The 21,547-nt window shown below is 65.7% G+C and carries 19 protein-coding genes; 9 read left to right on the plus strand and 10 right to left on the minus strand.

The features are described 5' to 3' along the window. Window positions 1-84 precede the first annotated feature (84 nt). From NKH89_RS07945 to NKH89_RS07960, 4 genes are read right to left on the minus strand one after another with little or no spacing between them, the layout of a single operon-like run. Window positions 85-1,032, minus strand: coding sequence for an ABC transporter permease (locus NKH89_RS07945; RefSeq protein ID WP_023721360.1), 948 nt, complete (start codon window positions 1,030-1,032; stop codon window positions 85-87). Between the two features lie 2 nt (window positions 1,033-1,034). After that, complete coding sequence (locus NKH89_RS07950; protein WP_023721361.1) at window positions 1,035-2,009, minus strand: ABC transporter permease; 975 nt, start codon at window positions 2,007-2,009, stop codon at window positions 1,035-1,037. Window position 2,010: 1 nt separating this feature from the next. Further along, on the minus strand, window positions 2,011-3,531 hold the full coding sequence (locus NKH89_RS07955; protein ID WP_352641263.1) for a sugar ABC transporter ATP-binding protein: 1,521 nt from the start codon (window positions 3,529-3,531) through the stop codon (window positions 2,011-2,013). A gap of 47 nt (window positions 3,532-3,578) precedes the next feature. Continuing rightward, a complete protein-coding gene (locus NKH89_RS07960; RefSeq protein ID WP_023721363.1) occupies window positions 3,579-4,592 on the minus strand; it encodes an ABC transporter substrate-binding protein in 1,014 nt (337 codons plus the stop codon). 218 nt (window positions 4,593-4,810) lie between these two features. Here NKH89_RS07960 and NKH89_RS07965 point away from each other — a divergent pair, with 218 nt between their 5' ends. The 6 genes from NKH89_RS07965 to NKH89_RS07990 all read left to right on the plus strand — a co-directional run bounded on the left by NKH89_RS07965 (window position 4,811) and on the right by NKH89_RS07990 (window position 12,444). Beyond that, a complete protein-coding gene (locus NKH89_RS07965; RefSeq protein WP_352908566.1) occupies window positions 4,811-7,237 on the plus strand; it encodes a glucan 1,4-alpha-glucosidase in 2,427 nt (808 codons plus the stop codon). Window positions 7,238-7,251: 14 nt separating this feature from the next. Next, window positions 7,252-8,268 carry a phosphogluconate dehydrogenase (NAD(+)-dependent, decarboxylating) gene (gene gnd / locus NKH89_RS07970; RefSeq protein WP_023721366.1) on the plus strand — a complete coding sequence of 339 codons (1,017 nt, stop codon included), beginning with the start codon at window positions 7,252-7,254 and terminating at the stop codon, window positions 8,266-8,268. Between the two features lie 22 nt (window positions 8,269-8,290). Beyond that, a complete protein-coding gene (zwf, locus tag NKH89_RS07975; protein ID WP_352857119.1) occupies window positions 8,291-9,667 on the plus strand; it encodes a glucose-6-phosphate dehydrogenase in 1,377 nt (458 codons plus the stop codon). A 19-nt stretch (window positions 9,668-9,686) separates the two neighbouring features. After that, on the plus strand, window positions 9,687-10,391 hold the full coding sequence (locus tag NKH89_RS07980; RefSeq protein WP_023721368.1) for an ROK family protein: 705 nt from the start codon (window positions 9,687-9,689) through the stop codon (window positions 10,389-10,391). Between the two features lie 164 nt (window positions 10,392-10,555). Further along, window positions 10,556-11,020: a Ros/MucR family transcriptional regulator gene (locus NKH89_RS07985; protein WP_023721369.1), complete on the plus strand. Its 465-nt coding sequence runs from the start codon at window positions 10,556-10,558 to the stop codon at window positions 11,018-11,020. A 182-nt stretch (window positions 11,021-11,202) separates the two neighbouring features. Next, window positions 11,203-12,444, plus strand: a complete 1,242-nt coding sequence (locus NKH89_RS07990) for an MFS transporter (RefSeq protein WP_023721370.1) — start codon at window positions 11,203-11,205, stop codon at window positions 12,442-12,444. 82 nt (window positions 12,445-12,526) lie between these two features. On the opposite strand, the gene NKH89_RS07995 is transcribed toward NKH89_RS07990, so the two are convergent. The 6 genes from NKH89_RS07995 to hemC all read right to left on the minus strand — a co-directional run bounded on the left by NKH89_RS07995 (window position 12,527) and on the right by hemC (window position 18,894). After that, window positions 12,527-13,243, minus strand: a complete 717-nt coding sequence (locus NKH89_RS07995; RefSeq protein ID WP_352494083.1) for a glutamine amidotransferase — start codon at window positions 13,241-13,243, stop codon at window positions 12,527-12,529. 19 nt (window positions 13,244-13,262) lie between these two features. Then, window positions 13,263-13,742, minus strand: a complete 480-nt coding sequence (locus NKH89_RS08000) for a tellurite resistance TerB family protein (protein ID WP_352481012.1) — start codon at window positions 13,740-13,742, stop codon at window positions 13,263-13,265. 39 nt (window positions 13,743-13,781) lie between these two features. Continuing rightward, entirely contained in the window at window positions 13,782-15,398 is a 1,617-nt protein-coding gene (locus tag NKH89_RS08005; protein WP_352481013.1) for a heme biosynthesis protein HemY, read from the minus strand. Window positions 15,399-15,406: 8 nt separating this feature from the next. Next, complete coding sequence (locus NKH89_RS08010) at window positions 15,407-16,912, minus strand: COG4223 family protein (RefSeq protein ID WP_023721374.1); 1,506 nt, start codon at window positions 16,910-16,912, stop codon at window positions 15,407-15,409. Between the two features lie 337 nt (window positions 16,913-17,249). After that, complete coding sequence (locus tag NKH89_RS08015; protein WP_023721375.1) at window positions 17,250-17,966, minus strand: uroporphyrinogen-III synthase; 717 nt, start codon at window positions 17,964-17,966, stop codon at window positions 17,250-17,252. 1 nt (window position 17,967) lies between these two features. Beyond that, the gene (gene hemC / locus NKH89_RS08020) at window positions 17,968-18,894 is read right to left on the minus strand and encodes a hydroxymethylbilane synthase (protein WP_352908567.1); all 927 of its coding nucleotides are present in this window, start codon (window positions 18,892-18,894) and stop codon (window positions 17,968-17,970) included. 106 nt (window positions 18,895-19,000) lie between these two features. On the opposite strand from hemC, the gene tsaD reads away from it, so the two are divergent. From tsaD to NKH89_RS08035, 3 genes are read left to right on the plus strand one after another with little or no spacing between them, the layout of a single operon-like run. Further along, window positions 19,001-20,086, plus strand: a complete 1,086-nt coding sequence (gene tsaD / locus NKH89_RS08025; RefSeq protein ID WP_031194644.1) for a tRNA (adenosine(37)-N6)-threonylcarbamoyltransferase complex transferase subunit TsaD — start codon at window positions 19,001-19,003, stop codon at window positions 20,084-20,086. An 11-nt stretch (window positions 20,087-20,097) separates the two neighbouring features. Next, window positions 20,098-21,099 (plus strand): NAD(P)H-dependent glycerol-3-phosphate dehydrogenase, encoded by a 1,002-nt coding sequence (locus NKH89_RS08030; RefSeq protein WP_352908568.1) that lies wholly within the window; start codon window positions 20,098-20,100, stop codon window positions 21,097-21,099. Between the two features lie 26 nt (window positions 21,100-21,125). Beyond that, window positions 21,126-21,422 carry a YciI-like protein gene (locus NKH89_RS08035; protein ID WP_023721379.1) on the plus strand — a complete coding sequence of 99 codons (297 nt, stop codon included), beginning with the start codon at window positions 21,126-21,128 and terminating at the stop codon, window positions 21,420-21,422. Window positions 21,423-21,547: the final 125 nt, after the last annotated feature.

The following is a 21,547-nucleotide window of genomic DNA, read 5'->3' on the forward strand; positions in this document are numbered from 1 at the left end:
CGGGATTTACAGCGCTGGCATGCGGATGGGAACCACATGTTTGCGGGCCGGATCGATATCCTCTCGCCGCCGGGTGGCCTTGCCTTAGCGCAGCGCCTTCTGCCCGCCGGCCGCGGTGATGACGCCGACGATGATCAGCCCGGTCAGCACCAGGCGCACGCCGACGCTTACGCCGAACGTGTTGAGCATGGTCAACAGCAGCACGAGGAACAGCGCCGCGCCCCAGACCCCCGGCACATTGGCCTTGCCGCCGGCTACCGACGTGCCACCGATGACGACGACCGCGATCGACGCCAGCAGATACTCATTGCCGATATCGACATTGGCGCCGCGGAAATAACCGGCGAGCAGTGCACCGTCGAGGCCGCCGAGCGCGCCCGACAGCGTGTAGGTGAGGAAGCGGGTGCGGCCGACATTGACGCCTGCCAGCCAGGCGGCGCGGATGTTCTGGCCGATCGCCAGCACCGAGCGTCCGTAGATCATGCGCTGCAAAACGATGCCGGCGCCGATGGTGAACAGCACGGTCAGGATCGCCAGCACCGGGATGCCGAACACCTGCCAGTTGGTGAAATCGGCAAAGCCCGGCGGCGGCTTGATCTGCAAGCCGCGCCCATAGCTGATGTCGACCGACTGGATGACGAAGCTGGCCGACAGCGTCGCGATGATCGGCGGAATGCGCAGCGCCCATATCAGAAGGTAGTTGACGGCACCGATCGCCATGCCGCAGGCAAGCGCGGCCAGCAGCCCGACCGCGATCATCGCATCATTGCCGTCCATGACCTTCATGGCGACAGCACTGGCAAGGCCGATATTGGCCGGCAGCGACAGGTCGACATTGCCCGGCCCGAGCGTGATGACGAACATCTGGCCGACGCCGACGATGACGGTGAAGACGGCAAGCGACAGCGCCGCCGTGATCATCCCGCCTCCGCCATAGCCGCCGGTGAAGGCGATCGTCGCCAGCCACACCAGCAGCGCCCCGAAGAACGACCAGATCCAGGGTCTGGCGAGCAGTGTCCGCAGCGAGACCATGCTCACCTCTCCCTGCGGCTGATCAGCACCCGGGCCGCCAGCACGATGATCAGGATGGCGCCATTGGCGGCAACCTGCCAGTCGGGCGGAATGTGCATGAACGTCAGCAGTGGCGATGCGGCCAGCGCCAGCGTCAACGCGCCGATGACGGCGCCGATCGGCGACACCCGGCCGCCGACGAACTCACCGCCGCCGAGGATGACGCCGGCGATCGAAAGCAACGTGTAGCCATTGCCGATATTGGCGTCGGCCGAGGTGGTGATGCCGATCAGCGCCATGCCGGACAAAACGCCGAACAGGCCGGTCAGCGCAAACAGCGCGATTTTGGTACGGAGCAGCGACCAGCCGGCGCGCTTGAGTGCGGCTGAATTGCCGCCCGATCCACGCAGGATGACACCATAGGAGGTGCGCATCAGGCCAAAGTGGACGACCGCCGCGATCAGCAATGCCGCGATGATCGGGAACGGAATGAAGGGTGGCTTGAAGGCCATCAGCGCCAGCAGCCAGTCCGGCGCCTTGCCGCCGGGCTTTGGCAGGATCAGGATGGCCAGGCCCTGCCAGACGAAACTCATGCCGAGCGTCACCACGATCGAGGGCAGGTTGCGCAGATGGATCAGCGCGCCGAGCAGCGCGTAGACACCGATCGACCCGAGCAGGATGACGACGCCGAGCAACGGCGCGTCCTTCAGCCATGTCGCCGTGACGCAGCCGACGAAGCCGACAAAGGTGCCGATTGACAAATCGAGCTCGTTGCCGGCGATGACGAACATCTGCGCGATCGTCGCCAGCGCGATCGGGATCGCCAGATTGAGCATCAGGCTGAAGCCGAAATAGCTGATGGCGCGCGGGTTGAGCCAGGCGATAGCGATGAGCACCAGCGCCAACGACAGTGCCGGCAGCAGGCTGCGCAGCATGCGCGCCCGCCTCGTGGCGCGAGCCGACGATTTTAGCCCATTCTCGATGGATGCCGCCGTCATCTCAGGCCGCGTCGCCAAACGAGGACTGGATGATCTTTTCCTCCGTCAGTTCGTCGCGACGAAGGTTGGCGACGATCCGGCCGTTCTTGAACACATAGATGTGGTCGCAATTGTCGAGCTCTTCGGTTTCGGTGGTGTACCAGAGGAATGTGCGGCCATGGCGAGCTTCTTCGCGCACGAGATCGTAGACTTCGAGCTTGGTTCCGATATCGACGCCGCGCATCGGATCGTCCATCAGCACGATCTTGGCGTCGGAGCCGAGCGCCCGCGCGAACAAGGCCTTCTGCTGGTTGCCGCCGGACAGCGAGAAGATGTTGTTGTTCATGTCGGGCGTGCGGATGCCGATTTTCCGCTGCCACAGCTGGGCGAGCTCGGCTTCGCGCTGCGGCGAGATCAAGAGGCCGTTGCGCAATCGCGCCAGCGAACGGATGCCGATGTTCTCGGCGATCGACCATTGCGGAAAAATCCCGTCCGACTGGCGGTCGCCGGCAACCAGCGCCACCGGCGCGGTGACCTCGATGCCGGTCTTGGCGCGGGAAGCCGCGGCAAAGATCGCCAGCAACAGGTCGGTCTGGCCATGCCCGGCAAGTCCGGCAAGGCCGATGATCTCACCGGCACGGGCGATGAGCTCATTGCCGTCCTGCTGTCGCGCCGGCCGCGCCCGGACCCGCAGCGGACCGGGCTCCGGCTTGCCGCTCGCAATCTCTGCGGCGGCCTTCTCGCGCGCCTCCGCTCCGCCCATCGCCGTCACCAGCCTGTCGCGGTCGAAGGCGTCGGCCTGCCCGGCGGCGACCACCTTGCCGTCGCGCATCACCACGATGCGATCGGCATTTCCGAGCACTTCGCCCAGCACATGCGAGATCAGGATGCAGCTCTTGCCGGCGGCGATGAAGCGGCGCACGAACGCCAGCAGCTGGCCGGCGGTATGCGCATCGAGCGAGGATGTCGGCTCGTCGAGGATGACCAGTTCGAGCGGCTCCTGCGTGACCGTGAAGGCGCGCGCCACCTCCACCATCTGCCGGCTGGTGATGGAAAGATCGCCGACGATGTCGGATGCCGAGATGCTGTGGCCGGGGAATATCTCGTCGAGCTTGGCGGCAATCAGATGGGCGGCCTTGCGCCGCCAGCCGAAGCCATTAAGCGAGGCGTGGTTGATCCGCGTATTCTCGGCGACGCTGAGGTTCGGGCAGAGCGACAGTTCCTGGAAAACGCAACGTATGCCGAGCTGCTGTGCGCGCGGCACCGAATAACTTGCCTCGACGCCGCCGCGGACCGCGATCTGCCCGCTGTCGGGGGTAAGCGTGCCGGCCACCATATGCATGAGCGTCGACTTTCCGGCGCCGTTATGGCCGACGAGACCGACGCATTCTCCGGCACGAACGCTGAAATCGACACCGTCGAGCGCCCTGACGGCACCGAAATGTTTTTCGGCGCCGCCCAGTCTTATGATGTCCATACTGACGGCACCGAAATGTTTTTCGGCGCCGTCAGGCCTGATGATGTCTGCACTGGCCTCGGGCATCCCTCAACGATACCCGGTTATCTGTGGCGGCAACAATAGTGCCATGCTCACTTGATGTTGGCCTTGATCGCCGCGACGGCGTCTTCCTGCGTGTATTCGTGGCTGGCGACGCCGCCCTTCGGAATCTTCGGCAACGCTGCCTCGAAATCGTCCTGTGTGAAGGCGAGATAAGGAACCAGCAGGTCGTGCGGCACGTCGGTGCGGCCGTCGAGCACTTGCTGCGCCACCCAGAAGGCAAGCGTCGATACGCCTGGCGCGATCGAAGCCGACCAGGTCTGGTAACCGTCCTTTTCCTTCTGCTCTTTCCACCATTGCAACTCGTCCTGGCGATTGCCCATGATGATGGTCGGGCGCGGCTTGCCGGCGGCGGCAAAGGCCTGCGCCGCGCCGTAGCCGTCACCGCCCTGGTCGACGACACCGACCACATCCGGCAGCGACGGCAGGATCGTCGCTACGGCCTTCTGTGCCGTGGTCTGGTCCCAGTCGCCGGTCACCGAGCCGACGATCTTGAACTCGGGATGGGCGGCGACACCTTCGAGGATGCCGGCATGGATGGCATCGTCGATCGAAGTGCCGGCAAGGCCACGGATTTCCAGCAGATTGCCACCCTTGGGCTGGAACTTGGCCATCTGCTCGACTTCCTGCTTGCCCATGTCCTTGAAGTCGACGACGACGCGGTAGGCGCAGGGTTCGGTGACGATGCCATCGAAGGAGACGACGACAATGCCGGCGTCGCAGGCCTGCTTGATGGCGCCGTTGAGGGCATCCGGAGATGCCGCGTTGATGACGATCGCGTCATAGCCCTGCAGGATCAGGTTCTGCACCTGGGCTGCCTGCGTCGGCACTTCCTTGTCGGCCGTCGTGAAGACGTCGGCGGCGCCGACCACCTTGTCGGCGACTGCCTTCTTGGTGACGATGCCGTAGCTGTCCAGCATCGCCTGCCGCCACGAATTGCCGGCGTAATTGTTGGAGAAAGCGATCTTCTTGCCGCTGGTATCGGCAAGCGCGGTGCCTGCGGCAAGCATCGCTGCAAGGGCGCCCAAAACGAATATTTTCTTCATGTCATACTCCTCCCGTGAGTTGCTGTCTTACTGGTGGCTAATGGCTGGCTGGTGGCTAATGGCTGATACGCTCACAATGCTGTTTTTTATCTATTATCAGACAAATGCAGATAGCCAGCAAGCTGTCAACATCAATCCATGGCCGACGATCAACTTGCGGTGCAATCATTGAAACCGGTTCGACTCCTGGTCTAGGGATGGCGATGGAGACCGATTAAATGGCAGTGAACCTTGCCCCGGGTGCACCCGGCATTCCGGCGCGCTGGACGTCGAGCGCCAAGAGCGGCGTCGGCACCGCGCTGTCGCCGGCCTGCCCGATCTGGTTCACCATCAGCCACGGTATCCTCAACGAGATCTACTATTCCCGCCTCGACAGCGCATGCACCCGCGATCTGGGGCTGATCGTCACCGGACCCGACGGCTATTTCTCCGAAGAGAAGCGCGACGCCGAACATCGCATCGAACCCCTCGAGGACGGGGTGCCTGCCTATCGGCTGGTCAACACCGCAGCCGATGGAAGCTACCGGATCGAGAAGCGCGTCCTCACCGATCCGGAACGTCCCGTCTTGCTGCAGGAGATCATGTTCACGTCGCTCAAGGGTGCCGCCAGCGACTACCGCGTCTACGCGCTGCTGGCGCCGCACCTCGTCAATGCCGGCATGGGCAACACTGCCTGGATCGACGACCATGAAGGACAGCCTGTTCTGTTTGCATCGGGACGCGGCGTCTGCCTGGCGCTCGCCTCGTCGCGGCCGTGGAAGGCGTGCGCGGCCGGCTATGTCGGCGTCTCCGACGGCTGGCAGCAGCTTCGTCAAAGCGGCCGGCTCGATCCGGCCTGCCGCAGGGCCGAGGACGGCAATGTCGCGCTGACCGGTGAGATCGCCTTTTCGGCTGCGAACCCAAAAATGTTGCTGGCGCTGGGCTTCGGCACGACGCCGCAACAGGCGGCGGAAACTGCTTTCGCCAGCCTGAACCAAGGTTTTGGGCCCGCAGCCGGATCCTACGTCGACAAATGGCGCCAATGGCAGGCCGGATTGCTGCCGCTGGACCGGCATGCGGTGTCCGCCCTCAATCCCTACCGCCTCAGCACGGCGGTGCTGGCGACACACCGCTCGTCGACCGGAGCAGCCGTGGCCAGCCTGTCGATCCCGTGGGGCTTCAACAAGGGCGACGACGATCTCGGCGGCTATCACCTGGTCTGGCCGCGCGATCTGGTCGAAACCGCCGGCGGATTCCTCGCCGCCGGCGACCCGGCGGAAGCCTTGCGCATCCTTGGCTATCTGCGCTCGATCCAGCAGCCGGACGGCCATTGGCCGCAGAACGCCTGGCTCGACGGGTCGGTCTATTGGCCGGGCATCCAGATGGACGAGTGCGCCTTTCCGCTGCTGCTCGCCGACGCGCTGCGCCGCGCCGGGCATTTGCCGCCTGCGGTACTCTCCTCCTTCATGCCGATGATCGAGCGCGCTGCCGCCTATGTCGTACGCAACGGCCCCGTCACCGGCGAGGACCGCTGGGAGGAAGACGCCGGCTACAGCCCGTTCACGCTTGCCGTCGAGATCGCCGCGCTGCTTGCGGCTGCGGACATGTTCGATGCCGCCGGCAAAACAGAGCCGGCAAACTATCTGCGCGAAACCGCCGATATCTGGAACGATCAGATCGAGCGCTGGACCTACGTCGCCGGCACCGCCGCATGCGACGAAGCCGGCGTCGAAGGCTACTATGTCCGCATCGCCCCGCCCGACACCGCCGGCGCCGCATCGCCGAAGGACGGCTTTGTGCCGATCAAGAACCGCCCGCCCGGTGATGCGGACCGCCCAGCCGAAGCGATCGTCAGCCCGGATGCGCTGGCGCTGGTCCGCTTCGGCCTGAGGGCAGCCGACGATCCGCGCATCCTCGACACGGTCAAGGTCATCGACGCGCAATTACGCTGCGAACTGCCGCAGGGGCCGCTCTGGTACCGCTACAATGGCGACGGCTATGGCGAGCATGCCGACGGCGCACCCTTCGATGGAACCGGCCGGGGCGGGCCCTGGCCGCTGCTGGTCGGCGAGCGCGCCCATTACGAGCTGGCGGCAGGGCGCAGGGACAGTGCGGCACGCCTGCTCGCCACGTTTGAGGGCTCCGCCGGGCCGGGCGGCCTGCTGCCGGAGCAGGTCTGGGACGGTCCCGACATGCCGGAGCGCGAATTGCGGCATGGCGGCCCCTCCGGCAGCGCCAAGCCGCTGGTCTGGGCGCATTCCGAGCACATCAAGCTGCTGCGTTCGCTGCGCGACGGCGCCGTGTTCGACATGCCGCCGCAAGGCGTCAAGCGCTATATCGAGGGCAGGACGGTGTCGTGCCTCAGGGCATGGCGCTTCAACCACATGATCCGTACCGTCCCGGCAGGCAAGGCGCTGCGCATCGAACTTCTGGCCCGGGCGGTGGTTCATTGGAGCAGCGACAATTGGGCAACCGTCCATGACACCGAGACCGCCGCGAACCTTTTCGGTATCCATCTCGCAGAGTTGCCGGTTGCCGACGCCGCTCCGGGCAATAGCATTGTCTTCACATTCTTCTGGTCCGATGCCGGCCGTTGGGAGAATGCTGACTTTTCTGTCGGCATCGGCGATACCGCACAGCCACTAGATCATCGATCCCTCAAGTAAGGCAGGACGAGACCATGCAGATAGGAATGATGGGACTGGGCCGGATGGGCGCCAACATGGTTCGGCGCCTGTTGCGCGATGGCCACGAATGCGTCGTCTACGACATTAACCCGGCGAGCGTCGCGGCGCTTGTGACCGCCGGCGCGGTCGGAGCCGCCTCGATGGAGGAGTTCGTCGGCAAGCTGACCAAGCCGCGCAGCGCCTGGCTGATGCTGCCGGCGGCGATCACCGGCCGGATCGTCGACCAGGTGGCCGCCCTGATGGAGCCGGGCGACATCATCATCGACGGCGGCAATTCCTATTATCATGAGGCCGTCGACCACGCCGCGCGCCTGGCCTTGAAAGGCTTGAGCTATGTCGATGTCGGCACCAGCGGCGGCGTCTGGGGCCTCGAGCGCGGCTACTGCCTGATGATCGGCGGCCCCGACAGCGCGGTGCAGCATCTCGATCCGATTTTCGCAACGCTGGCGCCGGGCGCCGACGCCGCTTCGCCCGCCCCTGCCAAGGACGCCGGAACCGCTCCCTTCGGCTATCTCCACTGCGGACCGAGCGGCGCCGGCCATTTCGTCAAGATGGTCCATAACGGCATCGAATACGGCGTCATGGCCGCCTATGCCGAGGGCATGAACATCCTGAAGTCGGCGAACGCCGGCAAGCGGCAGCGCACCGCCGACGCCGAAACCAGTCCACTCGAGAACCCGCAATATTACCAGTTCGACATCGACATCGCTGAGGTGGCAGAGGTCTGGCGGCACGGCAGCGTCATCGGCTCGTGGCTGCTCGACCTGACGGCCGGCGTGCTGAAGGCCGATTCGTCGCTGACACAGTTCGGCGGGCGGGTCTCGGATTCCGGCGAAGGCCGCTGGACGCTGAAGGCGGCGATCGACACCGGCGTGCCGGCGCCGGTGCTGTCGTCGGCGCTGTTCGACAGGTTCTCCTCGCAAGGCGAGTCCGAATTCGCCGACAAGCTTCTGTCCGCCATGCGCTATGCCTTTGGCGGCCATGTCGAAAAACCCAAGGCCGGCTCGTGACGGGCGACAGGGAGGCACACCCATGAGCCAGGAACGATCGGACACGCTGGTGCTTTTCGGCGCCACCGGCGATCTCGCCCACAAGAAGATCTTCCCCGCCCTCTACGCCATGGTGGCCAAGGGAACGCTGAACGAGCCGGTGATCGGCGTCGCCTTCGATCCTTGGGATATCGCCAAGCTGCAGGCGCGCGCCCGCGACGGCATCGTCAACGCCATCGGCAGCATCGACGAGAAGATCTTCGCAAGGCTCGCGACGCTGCTGCGCTATGTCAGCGGCGACTACCGGGCGCCTGCGACCTTCGATAAACTGAAGACCGCGCTCGGCAGCGCACAGCGGCCGCTGCACTATCTGGCGGTGCCGCCCGCCATGTTCGAGGTCGTCGTCCAGGGACTGGAGCAGTCGGGCGCCGCCCAGGGCGCACGCCTGATGGTGGAAAAGCCGTTCGGCCATGATCTGCAATCGGCGCGCTGGCTGAACCGGGTACTGCATCTGGTCTTCGACGAAAAGTCGATCTTCCGCATCGACCATTATCTCGGCAAGGAGGCGATCCAGAACCTGCTCTATTTCCGCTTCGCCAATTCCTTCCTCGAGCCGATCTGGAACCGCAACTTCGTCGAGAGCGTGCAGATCACCATGGCCGAGGATTTCGGTGTCGAGGGCCGCGGCCGCTTCTATGACGAGGTCGGCTGCATCCGCGACGTCATCGAAAACCATCTGCTCAACATCCTCTTGCTGCTCGCCATGGAGCCGCCGGTCGGCCGCTCGGCCGACGATCTGATCGACGAGAAGGTGCAGGTGCTGCGGGCGATCCGGACGCTGACCAGGGACGATGTCGTGCGCGGCCAGTTCGACGGCTATCTCAACGAGCCGGGCGTGGCGCCGAACTCGCCGGTCGAGACCTTCGCGGCGGTGCGCTTTTTCGTCGATACCTGGCGCTGGCAAGATGTGCCGTTCTTCATCCGCGCCGGCAAATCCCTGCCGGTGCACGCCACCGAGGTCATCGTGCGGCTGAAACGGCCGCCGCTCGACGTCTTCGATCCAATCAAGCCCGGCGACTGCAATCACGTGCGCTTCCGCATCGATCCGCAGGTGGCGATCTCGATCGGAGCCCGGCGCAAGGCGCCCGGCGACGACATGGTCGGCGAGCAGGTCGAGCTCACCGCGCTCGACGATTCGAAGGGCGACATGCCGCCTTACGAGCGGTTGATCGGCGACGCTATGAACGGCAACGGCCAGCTGTTCACCCGCCAGGACGCCAGCGAGCTCGCCTGGCGCATCGTCGGCCCGGTGCTCGGCGACACCACGGCGCCCGCGATCTACGCGCCAAAGACCTGGGGGCCGACCGAAGCGATGACTGGATTCGGCCCGCCGAACGGCTGGATCAATCCATCGAAATGATTTCTGGGAGGCAAAAGCGATGGCCAAAGCGGTGAAGCGACCGGCACCCGACGCCGAAAAGATCGTGCTTGCGATCGATATCGGCGGCTCGCACGTCAAGATCCGCACCAGCGCCGGCGGCGACGAGCGCAAGACCGCTTCCGGACCGGAGCTGACGCCGCAGCAGATGGTCGCGGCGGTGAAGACGCTGGCCGAAGGGCTGCAATACGATGTCGTCTCGATGGGCTATCCGGGTCCGGTGCACCACAACCGGCCGCTCACCGAACCCGCCAATCTCGGCAAGGGCTGGGTCGGCTGCGATTTCGCCGCTGAGTTCGGCAAACCGGTGAAGGTCGTCAACGATGCGCTGATGCAGGCCGTCGGCAGCTATGAAGGCGGCCGCATGCTGTTCCTCGGCCTCGGAACCGGCCTCGGGGCCGCGATGATCGTCGACAACGTCGCCCAACCGATGGAGCTTGCCCATCTTCCCTACAAGAAGCGCGGCAGTTTCGAAGACTATGTCGGCGAACGCGGCCTGCAAAAGCGCGGCAAGAAGAAATGGCGCAAACACGTCTTTGACGTGGTCGACCGGCTTCGCGCCGCCATGCAGCCGGATTACGTGGTCATCGGCGGCGGCAATGTCGAGGAACTCGCCGACTTGCCCGCCGATTGCAGACGCGGCGACAATACACGCGCCTTCGAGGGCGGATTTCGACTGTGGCGCGACAAATCCCTGATTATCTGATATTGCTGATTGTCTGATATTATCGAGCACCGGCTCAGGGTTGTTAATCCCGCGCTGCCGTTAGTATTATTATTCAAAATAATGTGTGACGTGGTGCGGCGTCATTGCATTGCGCAGATTTGCCGACTAGGAATTTCTGCGACCCCCACGGACGGAGAAATAGATTGACCGACGACAACAACAACGCTCGCAAAGACATCGACCTGCTTGAGCTGACCGCCCATATCGTGTCCGCATATGTCGAGAAGAACCGCTTGCCGGCTTCCGGCCTCGGCGATCTCATCGCCAGCGTCAGCGCTTCCATAGGCGGGCTCGGGCAACCGGCAGTGCCGGTCGCCGCGCCGCTGACGCCTGCCGTCAATCCCAAGAAATCGGTGACGCCGGACTACATCATCTGTCTCGAGGACGGCAAGAAGTTCAAATCCTTGAAGCGCCATATCGGCGTCCATTTCGGGCTGACGCCCGACGCCTATCGCGCCAAATGGGGCCTGCCGTCCGACTACCCGATGGTCGCCCCCAACTACGCGGCCTCGCGTTCGCAGCTGGCCAAGGCAATCGGTCTCGGCCGCAAGGCCGCCCCGCCCGCGCCCGTCAAGGGCAGGGGCAGGAAGGCCAAGGCGACGGCCTAAAGCGTTCGGAGCAGGTCCGGTCGCTCCGCCAGCGGCAACGCCCGGCGGAGCGGAAATTGTTGATCCAGGCCGGATTTTTGCGCGCGCCCTGCGCTGAACTGCGCTAAAGGCTCTCTTGGCCGGACCAGCGCCCATCGTGGAAGTGCCCCGCCGGCCGACATCGCCGCCACGGGGCCTGATCCATGACCACAGAATCCCAAGTACCGCCTGACCAGCGTTATGCCGCCTTTCGCCATCGGCCGTTCCTGAGCTACTGGGCGGCGCGCTTCCTCTCGACATTCTCCACCCAGATCGTGTCGGTCGCCGTCGGCTGGCAGATCTACGATCTGACCCGCGACCCGTTCGACCTTGGGCTTGTCGGCATCGTCCAGTTCCTGCCTTCGCTGCTGCTGGTGCTGGTCACTGGCGACGTTGCCGACCGTTTTGGACGCCGCCTGATCATGGCGCTGGCGGTGCTGGTCGAGGCGGGCTGCGCTTTGGCGCTTCTGTTGCTGACGCTGCGCGGCCTCTCCGGGCCGATGCCGGTCTTCATCGTGCTCGCCATGTTCGGCATCGCGCGCGCCTTCTTCGGGCCGGCCTCGTCATCATTGTTCGCCAATCTGGTGCCGCCCGAGGATTTCGCCAACGCCATCGCCTGGAACTCGTCCGCCTGGCAGACGGCAACCATCGTCGGGCCGGTCGCCGGCGGTCTGCTCTACGGGCTTTCGGCCGAAGCCGCCTACACCACCGCGGCCGCGCTGATGCTCATCGCCGCCGTGCTGATCTTCACCATCCCGAAGCCCGCCCAGCGCAGCCGGACCGACAGACCGACGGTACGGACCCTGTTCGCCGGCTTCGGCTATATCTGGAGCGAAAAGATCGTGCTAGGCGCGATTTCGCTCGATCTGTTCGCGGTGCTCCTGTCCGGCGCCTCGGCGCTGCTGCCGGTCTATGCGCGCGATATCCTCGAACTCGGCCCATGGGGGCTCGGCCTGTTGCGCTCGGCGCCCGGCGTCGGCGCCATCTGCGTCGCCATCTGGCTGGCCGGACACCCGATCCGCAACCATGCCGGCCTTGTCATGCTCGGCTTCGTTGCGCTGTTCGGCGCGTTCACCGTCTTGTTCGGCCTCTCGACCATCACCTGGGTGTCGATCGCAGCCCTTGCCCTGCTCGGCGCCACCGACATGTTCAGCGTCTATATCCGCGAGACGCTGATCCAGCTGTGGACGCCGGACGACGTTCGCGGCCGCGTCAACGCCGTCAACCAGGTGTTTGTCGGCGCCTCCAATGAGCTCGGCGAATTCCGCGCCGGCACCATGGCCGCGCTGATCGGCACGGTTCCGGCCGTGGTGGTCGGCGGCGTCGGCGCGATCGCTGTCGCCGGTCTATGGGCGGTGCTGTTCCCACAGCTGCGCAAGGTGCGTCATCTCAGGGGGCGAAACTAAAGCGCGACGCGCTTTAGTTCGTTTGTTTGTGCATGTCGTTTTCCCAAAACCGCTGCACACTTTTGGGCGACATGCACCGACTTCACCGCAGCGCCGGCTTGCCAAAAATCATGGGCAGGAACTCGCCGAGCCAGCGCTTGAGGTGCATGTCCCAGATCAGCCGGCCACCGAGATGGTCGCGGCCGGGCTGCGCGCCGGGCAATTCGAAGCGATGGGCGCCGCGCACCACCCAGCGCTGCATCATCGCCCGGGTCAATTCGCCATGGAACTGGATGCCCCAGGCATTGTCGCCATAGCGGAAGGCCTGGTTGGGATAGGTTTCGGCCGTCGCCAAAAGTGTTGCGTCCTTCGGCAGCGAAAAGCCCTCACGATGGAACTGATAGACCATCTCCGGCCAATGCATCAGCCTGCTGCCTGCTTCAGTCGCCTTTAGCGGATACCAGCCGATTTCGACGAGGCCCTCGCCATGGCCCTCGACCCTGCCGCCGAGATGCTTGACCAGCATTTGCGCGCCGAGGCAGATGCCAAGCAGCGGCCGGTTCTCGTTGAGTGGAATTTTGAGCCAGTCGGTCTCGCGGCGGACGAACTCGTCGCCGTCATTGGCGCTCATCGGCCCGCCGAACACCACGGCGCCGGCATGGCCATCCAGCGTCTGCGGCAAGGCCTCGCCGAGCGGCGGGCGGCGGATGTCGAGATCGAAGCCTTCCTCGATAAGCATATGGCCGACCCGGCCCGAGCTCGAATGCTCCTGATGCAGCACGATCAGGATCTTTGGTCTCGGGCTTGGCTTGGGCGGCATTGGAAGGCGGGATCCTGTTCTATTCGTCGCTTGACGTTCCGGCAGCACCAGGAGCCGCGGCCGCCGCCTTGAGGCGCGCCTCGACGCGGTCGCGGCGTTCGACGCCGATCAGCTCGGCGACCCGCCAGACGGTATTGTCCTCGAGTTCGTGCAGCTCGCCATCGGCATAGACGATCTCCCACATCAGGCCGATAAAGGCCTTTCGCGCCTCGGCGTCGAGATGGCGCTTGAGCACGCTGGTAAAGGCGTAAAGGTCGATCGCCTCATTGTCGGCCCGCTCGCCGGCAGCCGCCAACGCATCGAGTTCGTCGCCGCTGATAGAATAGCTTTCCGCCAGCACCTTCTTGAACCGTTCCCATTCGGTATCCTGGCGCACGCCGTCGGCGTTCATCACGTGGAAAAGGAGGGCGGATGCGGCAACGCGCGGATCGTCGGCGCTGGCGCTGGCGCCACTACCGGACGGCAGGTCCCTTAGAAACGACAGAACGCGTTCGAACATCAAATCATTCCCAATAAGACCGGGTCCACTCGACCCGGATCAGAACAAACGAAACCGGCGCGTCGATTTACCCGCCTCGTCGTCGGGGTCGACGCCGGGGTCGTCGGGCAGCCGCGTCAACTCCTGCGCCGGCTCGACGGCTTCGGCATCGTCCGGCACCGCGGCAAACGCCGCCGCGGCGACCGGTGTCACATGATCCTCGCCGGCACGGTTTTCGGTCTCTGCTTCGGTCGCGGTGCCCGGTGTCTCGGCAGCAACCGCTGTGTGCTCGATCGCCTCGGCTGTTTCCTGTACCGGCTTGGCTGAAGCCGCAATTGCCGGCACCGATGCCTCCTGCGTATCCTCATCGCTGTCGATCAACTGGCCGAGCCGCTCCATCGGCGCTCGCCATTCGAATGCATCGAGCCTGCCGGTGATCGGCGATACCGGAGCCCAGCGGTCGGAGACGACGCCGTCGGCGACCCAGGCCGGGTCGCGCGGCGCTCTCACCGCCTTCGACAGCAACTGCCGCACCTTGCCCTGGTCGCCGGTCTCGGCCTCCTCGATATCGGCCAGCAGCAGATAGGCGCCTTCGCGGCGATCGATGCGGATGGCGGCTTCGGCCTCGCGGCGCGCGGTTGAAAAGTCCTGCGCATCGAGCGCGGCGCGCGCCACGGCAAGCGAGGCCTCGGCATGGTTCTTCTTCAGGTCCTGCAGCTTCTTTGCCCGGTTCAGCCGGTCGAGCACGGCATCGCCGGGCCTGGCATGGGTGTAGAGCTCGGCGATCTCCGGGTGCGGCTCGGCCTTCCACGCCGCCTCGAGGATTTTCGAGCCCTTGCGCACGTCGTTCAGCCGAAACAGCAATTTCGCCGCGGCGACCGCCGCCGGCGCGAAATCCGGCCGCAGCCGGTTGGCTTCGAGAGCCGCCGTCCGGGCGGCATTGGCATCGCTGTCGATCAGCGCCTGCGCCTTGGCGGTCAGCAGCACAGCGCGGCGCCGGTTAGCGGCGTCGCGCTCGATCTGCCGCGTTGACTTCTGGGCGTCGACAAGTTTCAGCGCACCATCCCAGTCGCCACGCCCGGTCAGATCTTCCAGCGTCGATTCGGCCGCCCAGGCCAGCTGCGGCGCCACCGCCGCCGCACGGCCGGCATAGTGGCGGGCTGCGTTGCGGTCGCCGAGCCGCTCGGCTTCGAGATACAGTCCGCGCAGGCCGAGCAGCCGCATTTCGGGATCGTCGAGCATGGTCTCGAACTTTTCGCGGGCGCCCTCATGGTCGCCTTCGAGCAGCGAGGCCTGCGCGTCGAGCAGCTGGATCAGCGGCTCCTGGTCGGAGCGGATCAGCTTTGCCGCTTCCTTGGTCTTCTTGCGGGCGAGCGCGCCGTCACCGGCGCCGGCGGCGATCATGCCGGTCGACAGCGCCTGATAGCCGCGGTCGCGGCGCCGCACGCGGAAATAGCGCGAGATCGTATAGGGGCTGGTCCACAGCGCCTTGACCAGCCACCAGACGATCATCACCGCGGCAACCACGGCAACGATCGCCACCGCCGCGACCATCAGGCTGACCTGGTATTGATAGCCGTTGAAGGTGACGAGCATTTCACCCGGCCGGTCGGCCAGCCAGGCGAACCCGAGCCCGAGCGCAAAGACGACGGCAAGGAAGGCGAGGATGCGGATCATCGGGTTCCTCACGCCTTCATCGCGCCAGCGATGAGTGAATCGATCTGCGTCTCGACCTCCATCCGCGCTTTCAGTTTGCCGGCAAAGTCGGCGCCGGCGGCCTTGGCCGCTTCAGGCAGCGTTTCGTATTCGCTGAGCGCCTTGGCGTAGTCGCCCTGATTGACGGCGACCTCCATGCGGGCGACGGTTTCCGGGGCGCCGGCGCCCTCGACCGCACCGATCGGCCTGACCTTGACCAGCGATTCGGCGCTCGACAGCAGCTTTTGCAGGATGCCGGCATTCTGGTCGACAGGCGTCGCGGCAGCGACCATGGCGTTGGCGGTGGCGTCCGCTTCGGCGGCGATCTCGGCGCGCGTTGGGACGCCCTTTTCGGCATAGGCGCGCAGCGTCGCGATCTCGGGTGCATCGGGTGAGATCGCGGCAAAGGTTTCGAGTTCGGTCGCGAACGGCGCACCGCGGTCGAGCGCTGCCTTGAGCGCCGAGGCGGCAATGGCCAGCGCGATCTTCGGCTGCGAAGCCTGTGCATCGACCTTGCCCGAGAGCTGTGAAACCGACTGTTCCAGCGCCGCAAGCCGGCCTTCCTGCGCCTTTGCCGTCTCGCCGGCCGATTTCACCAGCGCGTCGAGCGCGGCCAGCCTTTCGTTGAGCGGCTCGAGATCGACCGGCGCCGTGCCGCCGGCCTTGCCGAGGCCCGCGACCGCCGTCTCGATCTGCCGGACCTTGTCGCCAAGTGCGGCCAGCCCGGCATTGTCGCCGGCGCCGCCTTGCTCGACCGCCGATTTGAGCGCCGTGACGTCCGCCCTGACCTGATCCAGCGCCGACGACAGCCCGTCCACCTTGGCTGATGCGTCATTGTTGGCGTCGGCCTGTCTGAGGTCCGCGACCTCGCGTTTCAGCGAAGCGATCTCACTATTGACGGGGTCGAGCGACACGCCGCCCGACCCCGGCGCCCCGAGCAGGCCGGCAAATTGCAGCCCGCCGGCGGCGGCCAGCGCGATGACGCCGCCGACAATACCGGCGGCGATGCCGTTGATGCCGCTCCGCTTCGGCTGCGCTGCCATATGGTCGTCCCTCGTCTCAGCTGTCTTCTCGCCGGAACCTGGTATCCTCGGTTCGTTGGCCCCGGTTCCGCTGGGTGCATCTTCGAAACTGTAGTCGGAAGCCGTGAAGCGACCGACCGGCGCATCCGAACCGGCCGGATAAGGGATTTCCGCTTCCCTGGCAGAATCGGCGCCTGCGTCCGTCGGCTCTTGCGTGCCGGCCCGCGCGGCTGCGTCGGCATGTTCCCATGGTTCGAGATCGGTCTGGTCGGCATGCACCGGCTCCTCAGGCGGCTCCGGCTGCGATGCGTTCGCCGCTTCCTCGGCCCGCGCCTCGTAGGTCTGCGCCGCGGCCGGCTGCTGCGAGCTGGCATCCTGTTCGTCGGCGACTCGCGAGACGGCGCCGGGCTCGAGATCGATGGTCACCGGCTCACGGCGGCTCTTGGAATGCCGCATCTTCGGCGTCTTGACCATGCTCGGGCTCCGCAAAATTCGCTTCGGGATGGTTTGAAGGGTCTAGCACATCACCAAGCGGTGAAAAGGGGCGGCGTGATGACGCCACGGCTTGGAGTTCAGTTTTGGCAAAACGCCGCAGCGGTTTTGGGACACGGCATGCGGAACCAGAAATGAAAAACCCGCCTCGGCGGCGGGTCGTTGGGGCGAATCAGCACCATAAGTGATTTTCTAGCATAGCTGCCGGCACAAAGCAAGAACAAAATAGCTGTGTCGCGGACAATCGCCCCAGCTTAGCTGCGGAATGTTTCAGGAGCCCGCAGGAGGTATGCCAACGTCCGGAACAGGCGGATGCCGGTCAGCGCCGCGCCTGCAAAAGCCCCAGCAAGGCATCTTCGCTGGGCTCAGGCGCAATCCGGATCCTTTCGCCAGCGGCATCATCCAAGGCCGCGGCAATACGTCCCGACAATGCGAAAAAGCGCGTCTCTTCAAAAAAACCGCGCACCGCCGGCCGGCTAGCCAGGGCCTGCATCGCCATGGCCGCCTTGGCCGAATAGAGCAGCACCGCCTCGACCGGCCGGGCGGACAGGCGCGCAAGCACGGCCTCGTCGGAGTAATCCAGCACAACGGTGTCGTAGGTCTCGACGGCGCGGACCTGAGCGCCCGCCGCCTGCAGCCGCTCCTCGAAGCCCGGAAAGCGCACCCGCCCGCAGAGATAGACGATGGTCTGCCCCGCGTAACCACCAGCAAGCGCATCGGCCAGCGCCTCGGCATTCCCTGGGCCTTCGCTGACCGACAGAAACCCGGCCGCGCGGGCGGCTTCCGCCGTCTTCCTGCCGACGGTGTGGCACGGCAAGCCGGCGAGCGCCGCGATGACCTCTTTCGGCGCATGGCGAACGCCGTTGGCACTGGTGGCCGCGACCGCCGCAGCCGCATCGGCGACCGCGCCGACGTCGACGGGCAGCGCCACCGTTTCGGTCAGCGGCAGCAGGATCGGCTGAAAGCCGGCATCCGCAAGCCGGCGCGCCGTGCGCAAGGCGCCCGGTTCGGGTCTCGTCACCAGGACGCGGAGCATGTCAGGTCCAGCCGTCGAAGAATGTTTCGCCGGCTTTGGCCCGAACGGTCGCGGCGGCTTCCGCGCCAATGCGCGCCGCCTCCTGCGCTGGCCCTTCCAGCCTGACTTCATGCGACTGCGTGCCATCGGGCGAGATGATCAGCCCGGCAAAGGAAACCGTTGCGCCGGATATCGTCGCATGGCCGGCGATCGGGGTGCGGCAGGAGCCGTCGAGCGCCGCCAGGAAGGCGCGCTCGCAGGCCAGCGCCTGGCCGGTCGGCACGTCGTGGATTGCCGCCAGCATCGCTTCCACGTCGCGGTCGCCGATGCGGCTCTCGATACAGATCGCGCCTTGCCCCGGCGCCGGCGGAAAGACGTCGAGCGGCATCAGGTCGGTGACGACATTTTCGAGCCCGAGCCGCTTCAGCCCGGCATAGGCGAGGATGGTGCCGTCGGCGATGCCTTCGTCGAGCTTGCGCAGCCGCGTCTGCACATTGCCGCGAAACATCACCACGTCGATGTCCGGCCGCATCCGCCGGATCAGTGCCTGGCGCCTGAGCGACGACGAGCCGACCCTGGCGCCTTGCGGCAGGCCGGCAATCGTTCGCGCCGCCTTGCCGATGAAGGCATCGCGTGCGTCCTCGCGCGGCAGGAAGGCGGCCAGTTCCAGCCCCTCGGGCAACAGCGTAGGCATGTCCTTCGACGAATGCACGGCGATGTCGATGCGCCGCGCCAGCAACGCCTCCTCGATCTCCTTGGTGAACAGGCCCTTGCCGCCAGCTTCCGACAGCGGCCGGTCCTGGATGCGATCGCCGCTGGTCGAGATGACGACCACCTCGAACGCCTCGGCCGGCATGCCATGCGCCGTCATCAGCCGCGCCTGCGTTTCATGCGCCTGCTCCAATGCCAGCGGGCTGCCGCGTGTTCCGATTTTCAAGGTTGTTTGCATGGCGCGCCGTCCGTGATAACCCCCGGCAGGATCGAGGTCCGTCTTTCCGGCTTCCTCCTATCGGGGAAAGGCAGGCCGTACAATCCTTGGAGACAGCGACGAATTGATCCGCGTTCTGGGCATCGAGACGAGTTGCGACGAGACCGCCGCCAGCGTGGTGGCGCTGGACGGTCGCAGCACGCCGCAAATCCTGTCGAACATCGTGCTCAGCCAGATCGAGGAGCATGCCGCTTTCGGCGGCGTCGTGCCGGAGATTGCCGCGCGCGCCCATGTCGAGGCGCTCGACGGCATCATCGAGGCAGCGCTGGCCGATTCCGGCGTCGACCTCGCCGACATCGATGCGATTGCCGCCACCGCCGGTCCCGGTCTTGTCGGCGGGCTGATCGTCGGCCTGATGACGGCAAAAGCAATCGCCGCGGCAGCTAAAAAACCGCTGATCGCCGTCAACCATCTCGAAGGCCACGCGCTGACGGCCAGATTAACCGACGGGCTCGACTTTCCCTACCTCTTGCTGCTGGTTTCCGGCGGCCATACCCAGATCGTCGCCGTGCGCGGCGTCGGCGACTACCAGCGCTGGGCGACGACCATCGACGACGCGCTTGGCGAAGCCTTCGACAAGACGGCCAAGATGCTCGGCCTGCCCTATCCGGGCGGACCGAATGTCGAGAAGGCGGCGGCAAATGGCGATGCGGCCCGTTTTGCGTTTCCGCGCCCGATGAAGGGCTCGGCGCAGCCCGATTTTTCCTTTTCCGGCCTCAAGACCGCAGTGCGCCAGGCGGCATCCGCGATCGCCCCGCTGAGCGACCAGGACGTCGCCGATATCTGCGCCTCGTTCCAGGCGGCGGTGGCGGATGCGCTCGGCGACCGTGTTTCGCGGGCGCTGACCAGATTCCGTCAGCAATTCCCGGACAAGGCCGAGCCTGCGCTGGTTGTCGCCGGCGGCGTCGCCGCCAACCGGACGATCAAGGCGACATTGCAAGCGCTGTGCGAACAGGCCGGGTTCAGCTTCGTCGCCCCGCCGCTTAATCTCTGCACCGACAATGCGGCGATGATCGCCTGGGCCGGCATCGAGCGGCTGCGCGCCGGCATATCAGGCGAAAACGCCGCCGATTTCGTGCCGCGCTCGCGCTGGCCGCTGGACAGCGTCTCGGCCCCGATGGTCGGCTCTGGCCGGCGCGGGGCCAAGGCGTGACGAGCAAAGCCATGACGCGCAAAGCCAGCGCCGGCTGGCGTGTCGCCGTGCTTGGCGGCGGTGCCTGGGGCACGGCGCTGGCGCTGGCCATGCTGCGCGCCGGCCATTCGGTCCGGCTGTTCGCGCGCGACCCGGAGACCGTCGCGGCGATCGACCGTGGCGAAAATCCGCGCTATCTGCCCGGCATCGCGCTCGATCCCGGCATCGCGGCGACAAGTGACATCAAACTGGCTCTCGACGACGCCGACTGCGTGCTGGCGGTGGCGCCGGCGCAATCGTTGCGCGCCATGCTGACGGCCGCGTCCAGCCATGTGCCGAAAGGCGTCCCGCTGGTGCTCTGCGCCAAGGGCATCGAGCGCGACACCGGCGCGCTGCTGTCGTCCATTGCCGAGGAAATCCTGCCGGCAAATCCGGTCGCCGCTTTGTCCGGCCCAAGCTTTGCCACCGACGTCGCCAGGGGCCTGCCCACGGCCGTGGTGGTCGCCGCCCGCGACGAGGCTCTGGCCACCGACCTTGCCGCCCGTTTCTCGGCTGAAAACCTGCGTTGTTATTGGAGCGACGACCTGATCGGCGTCGAGATCGGCGGCGCGCTGAAGAACGTCTTTGCCATCGCCGCGGGTGCCGTTACCGGCGCCGGGCTCGGCGCCAGCGCCCAGGCCGCAATGGTGACGCGCGGCTTCGTCGAATTGCGCCGCATCGGTGCCGCCTTCGGCGCAAAGCCGGAGACGCTGATGGGGCTTTCCGGCCTCGGCGACCTGCTGCTCACCTGCTCGTCCGCCCAGTCGCGCAATTTCGCCTATGGGCTGGCGCTCGGGCAAGGCAAGCCGCTTGCCGGCCTGCCTCTGGCTGAAGGCGTGCCGACGGCGGCGATCGCCGCCCGCATCGCCGGCGAGCGCCGGATCGACGCGCCGATCATCGCCGCCGTCGCCGCCATACTGGACGGCACCGTCACCATAGACCAGGCTGTGTCGGCGTTGATGACCAGGCCGCTCAAAACCGAAACCGACATGTAATCCCGAACGATTGCGGAGATGGAAAGATGCTGTTTGCGTTGATTTGCAAGGACAAGCCAGGAAGCCTGCAGGTGCGGCTCGATACGCGGCCTAAGCACCTTGCCTTCCTGGAAGGGCTGAACGGTGACAAGAAATTGGCCTTCGCCGGCCCGTTCCTCGACGCAGACGGCAAGCCGAACGGCACTCTCGCCGTTGTCGAGGCGCCCGATCTGGCTGCGGCAAAAGCCCTGTCGGCGGCCGATCCCTATACCAAGGCAGGGCTGTTCGAAAGCGTCGAAATCCGGCAGTGGAACTGGAGCTTCAACAAACCGGCGGGTATCTAAATGCATGTCGCGCAAAAGTGTGCAGCGGTTTTGTGATAACGACATGCATAAAACAAGAACCTGAAGCGCGTCGCATGACGCCGGTCGAACGCGACGCGCTTTTAGTCGCGACGGCACCTGAGGAG

This window comes from Mesorhizobium sp. M0923 (assembly GCF_040319365.1).
Taxonomy (GTDB): Bacteria; Pseudomonadota; Alphaproteobacteria; order Rhizobiales; family Rhizobiaceae; genus Mesorhizobium.

Coding starts and splice junctions, on each gene's coding strand:
- NKH89_RS07945 (WP_023721360.1), bottom strand. CDS start 1,032: ATGGTCTCGCTGCGGACACTGCTCGCCAGACCCTGGATCTGGTCGTTC.
- NKH89_RS07950 (WP_023721361.1), bottom strand. CDS start 2,009: ATGACGGCGGCATCCATCGAGAATGGGCTAAAATCGTCGGCTCGCGCC.
- NKH89_RS07955 (WP_352641263.1), bottom strand. CDS start 3,531: ATGCCCGAGGCCAGTGCAGACATCATCAGGCCTGACGGCGCCGAAAAA.
- NKH89_RS07960 (WP_023721363.1), bottom strand. CDS start 4,592: ATGAAGAAAATATTCGTTTTGGGCGCCCTTGCAGCGATGCTTGCCGCA.
- NKH89_RS07965 (WP_352908566.1), top strand. CDS start 4,811: ATGGCAGTGAACCTTGCCCCGGGTGCACCCGGCATTCCGGCGCGCTGG.
- gnd (WP_023721366.1), top strand. CDS start 7,252: ATGCAGATAGGAATGATGGGACTGGGCCGGATGGGCGCCAACATGGTT.
- zwf (WP_352857119.1), top strand. CDS start 8,291: ATGAGCCAGGAACGATCGGACACGCTGGTGCTTTTCGGCGCCACCGGC.
- NKH89_RS07980 (WP_023721368.1), top strand. CDS start 9,687: ATGGCCAAAGCGGTGAAGCGACCGGCACCCGACGCCGAAAAGATCGTG.
- NKH89_RS07990 (WP_023721370.1), top strand. CDS start 11,203: ATGACCACAGAATCCCAAGTACCGCCTGACCAGCGTTATGCCGCCTTT.
- NKH89_RS07995 (WP_352494083.1), bottom strand. CDS start 13,243: ATGCCGCCCAAGCCAAGCCCGAGACCAAAGATCCTGATCGTGCTGCAT.
- NKH89_RS08000 (WP_352481012.1), bottom strand. CDS start 13,742: ATGTTCGAACGCGTTCTGTCGTTTCTAAGGGACCTGCCGTCCGGTAGT.
- NKH89_RS08005 (WP_352481013.1), bottom strand. CDS start 15,398: ATGATCCGCATCCTCGCCTTCCTTGCCGTCGTCTTTGCGCTCGGGCTC.
- NKH89_RS08010 (WP_023721374.1), bottom strand. CDS start 16,912: ATGGTCAAGACGCCGAAGATGCGGCATTCCAAGAGCCGCCGTGAGCCG.
- NKH89_RS08015 (WP_023721375.1), bottom strand. CDS start 17,966: ATGCTCCGCGTCCTGGTGACGAGACCCGAACCGGGCGCCTTGCGCACG.
- hemC (WP_352908567.1), bottom strand. CDS start 18,894: ATGCAAACAACCTTGAAAATCGGAACACGCGGCAGCCCGCTGGCATTG.
- NKH89_RS08030 (WP_352908568.1), top strand. CDS start 20,098: ATGACGCGCAAAGCCAGCGCCGGCTGGCGTGTCGCCGTGCTTGGCGGC.
- NKH89_RS08035 (WP_023721379.1), top strand. CDS start 21,126: ATGCTGTTTGCGTTGATTTGCAAGGACAAGCCAGGAAGCCTGCAGGTG.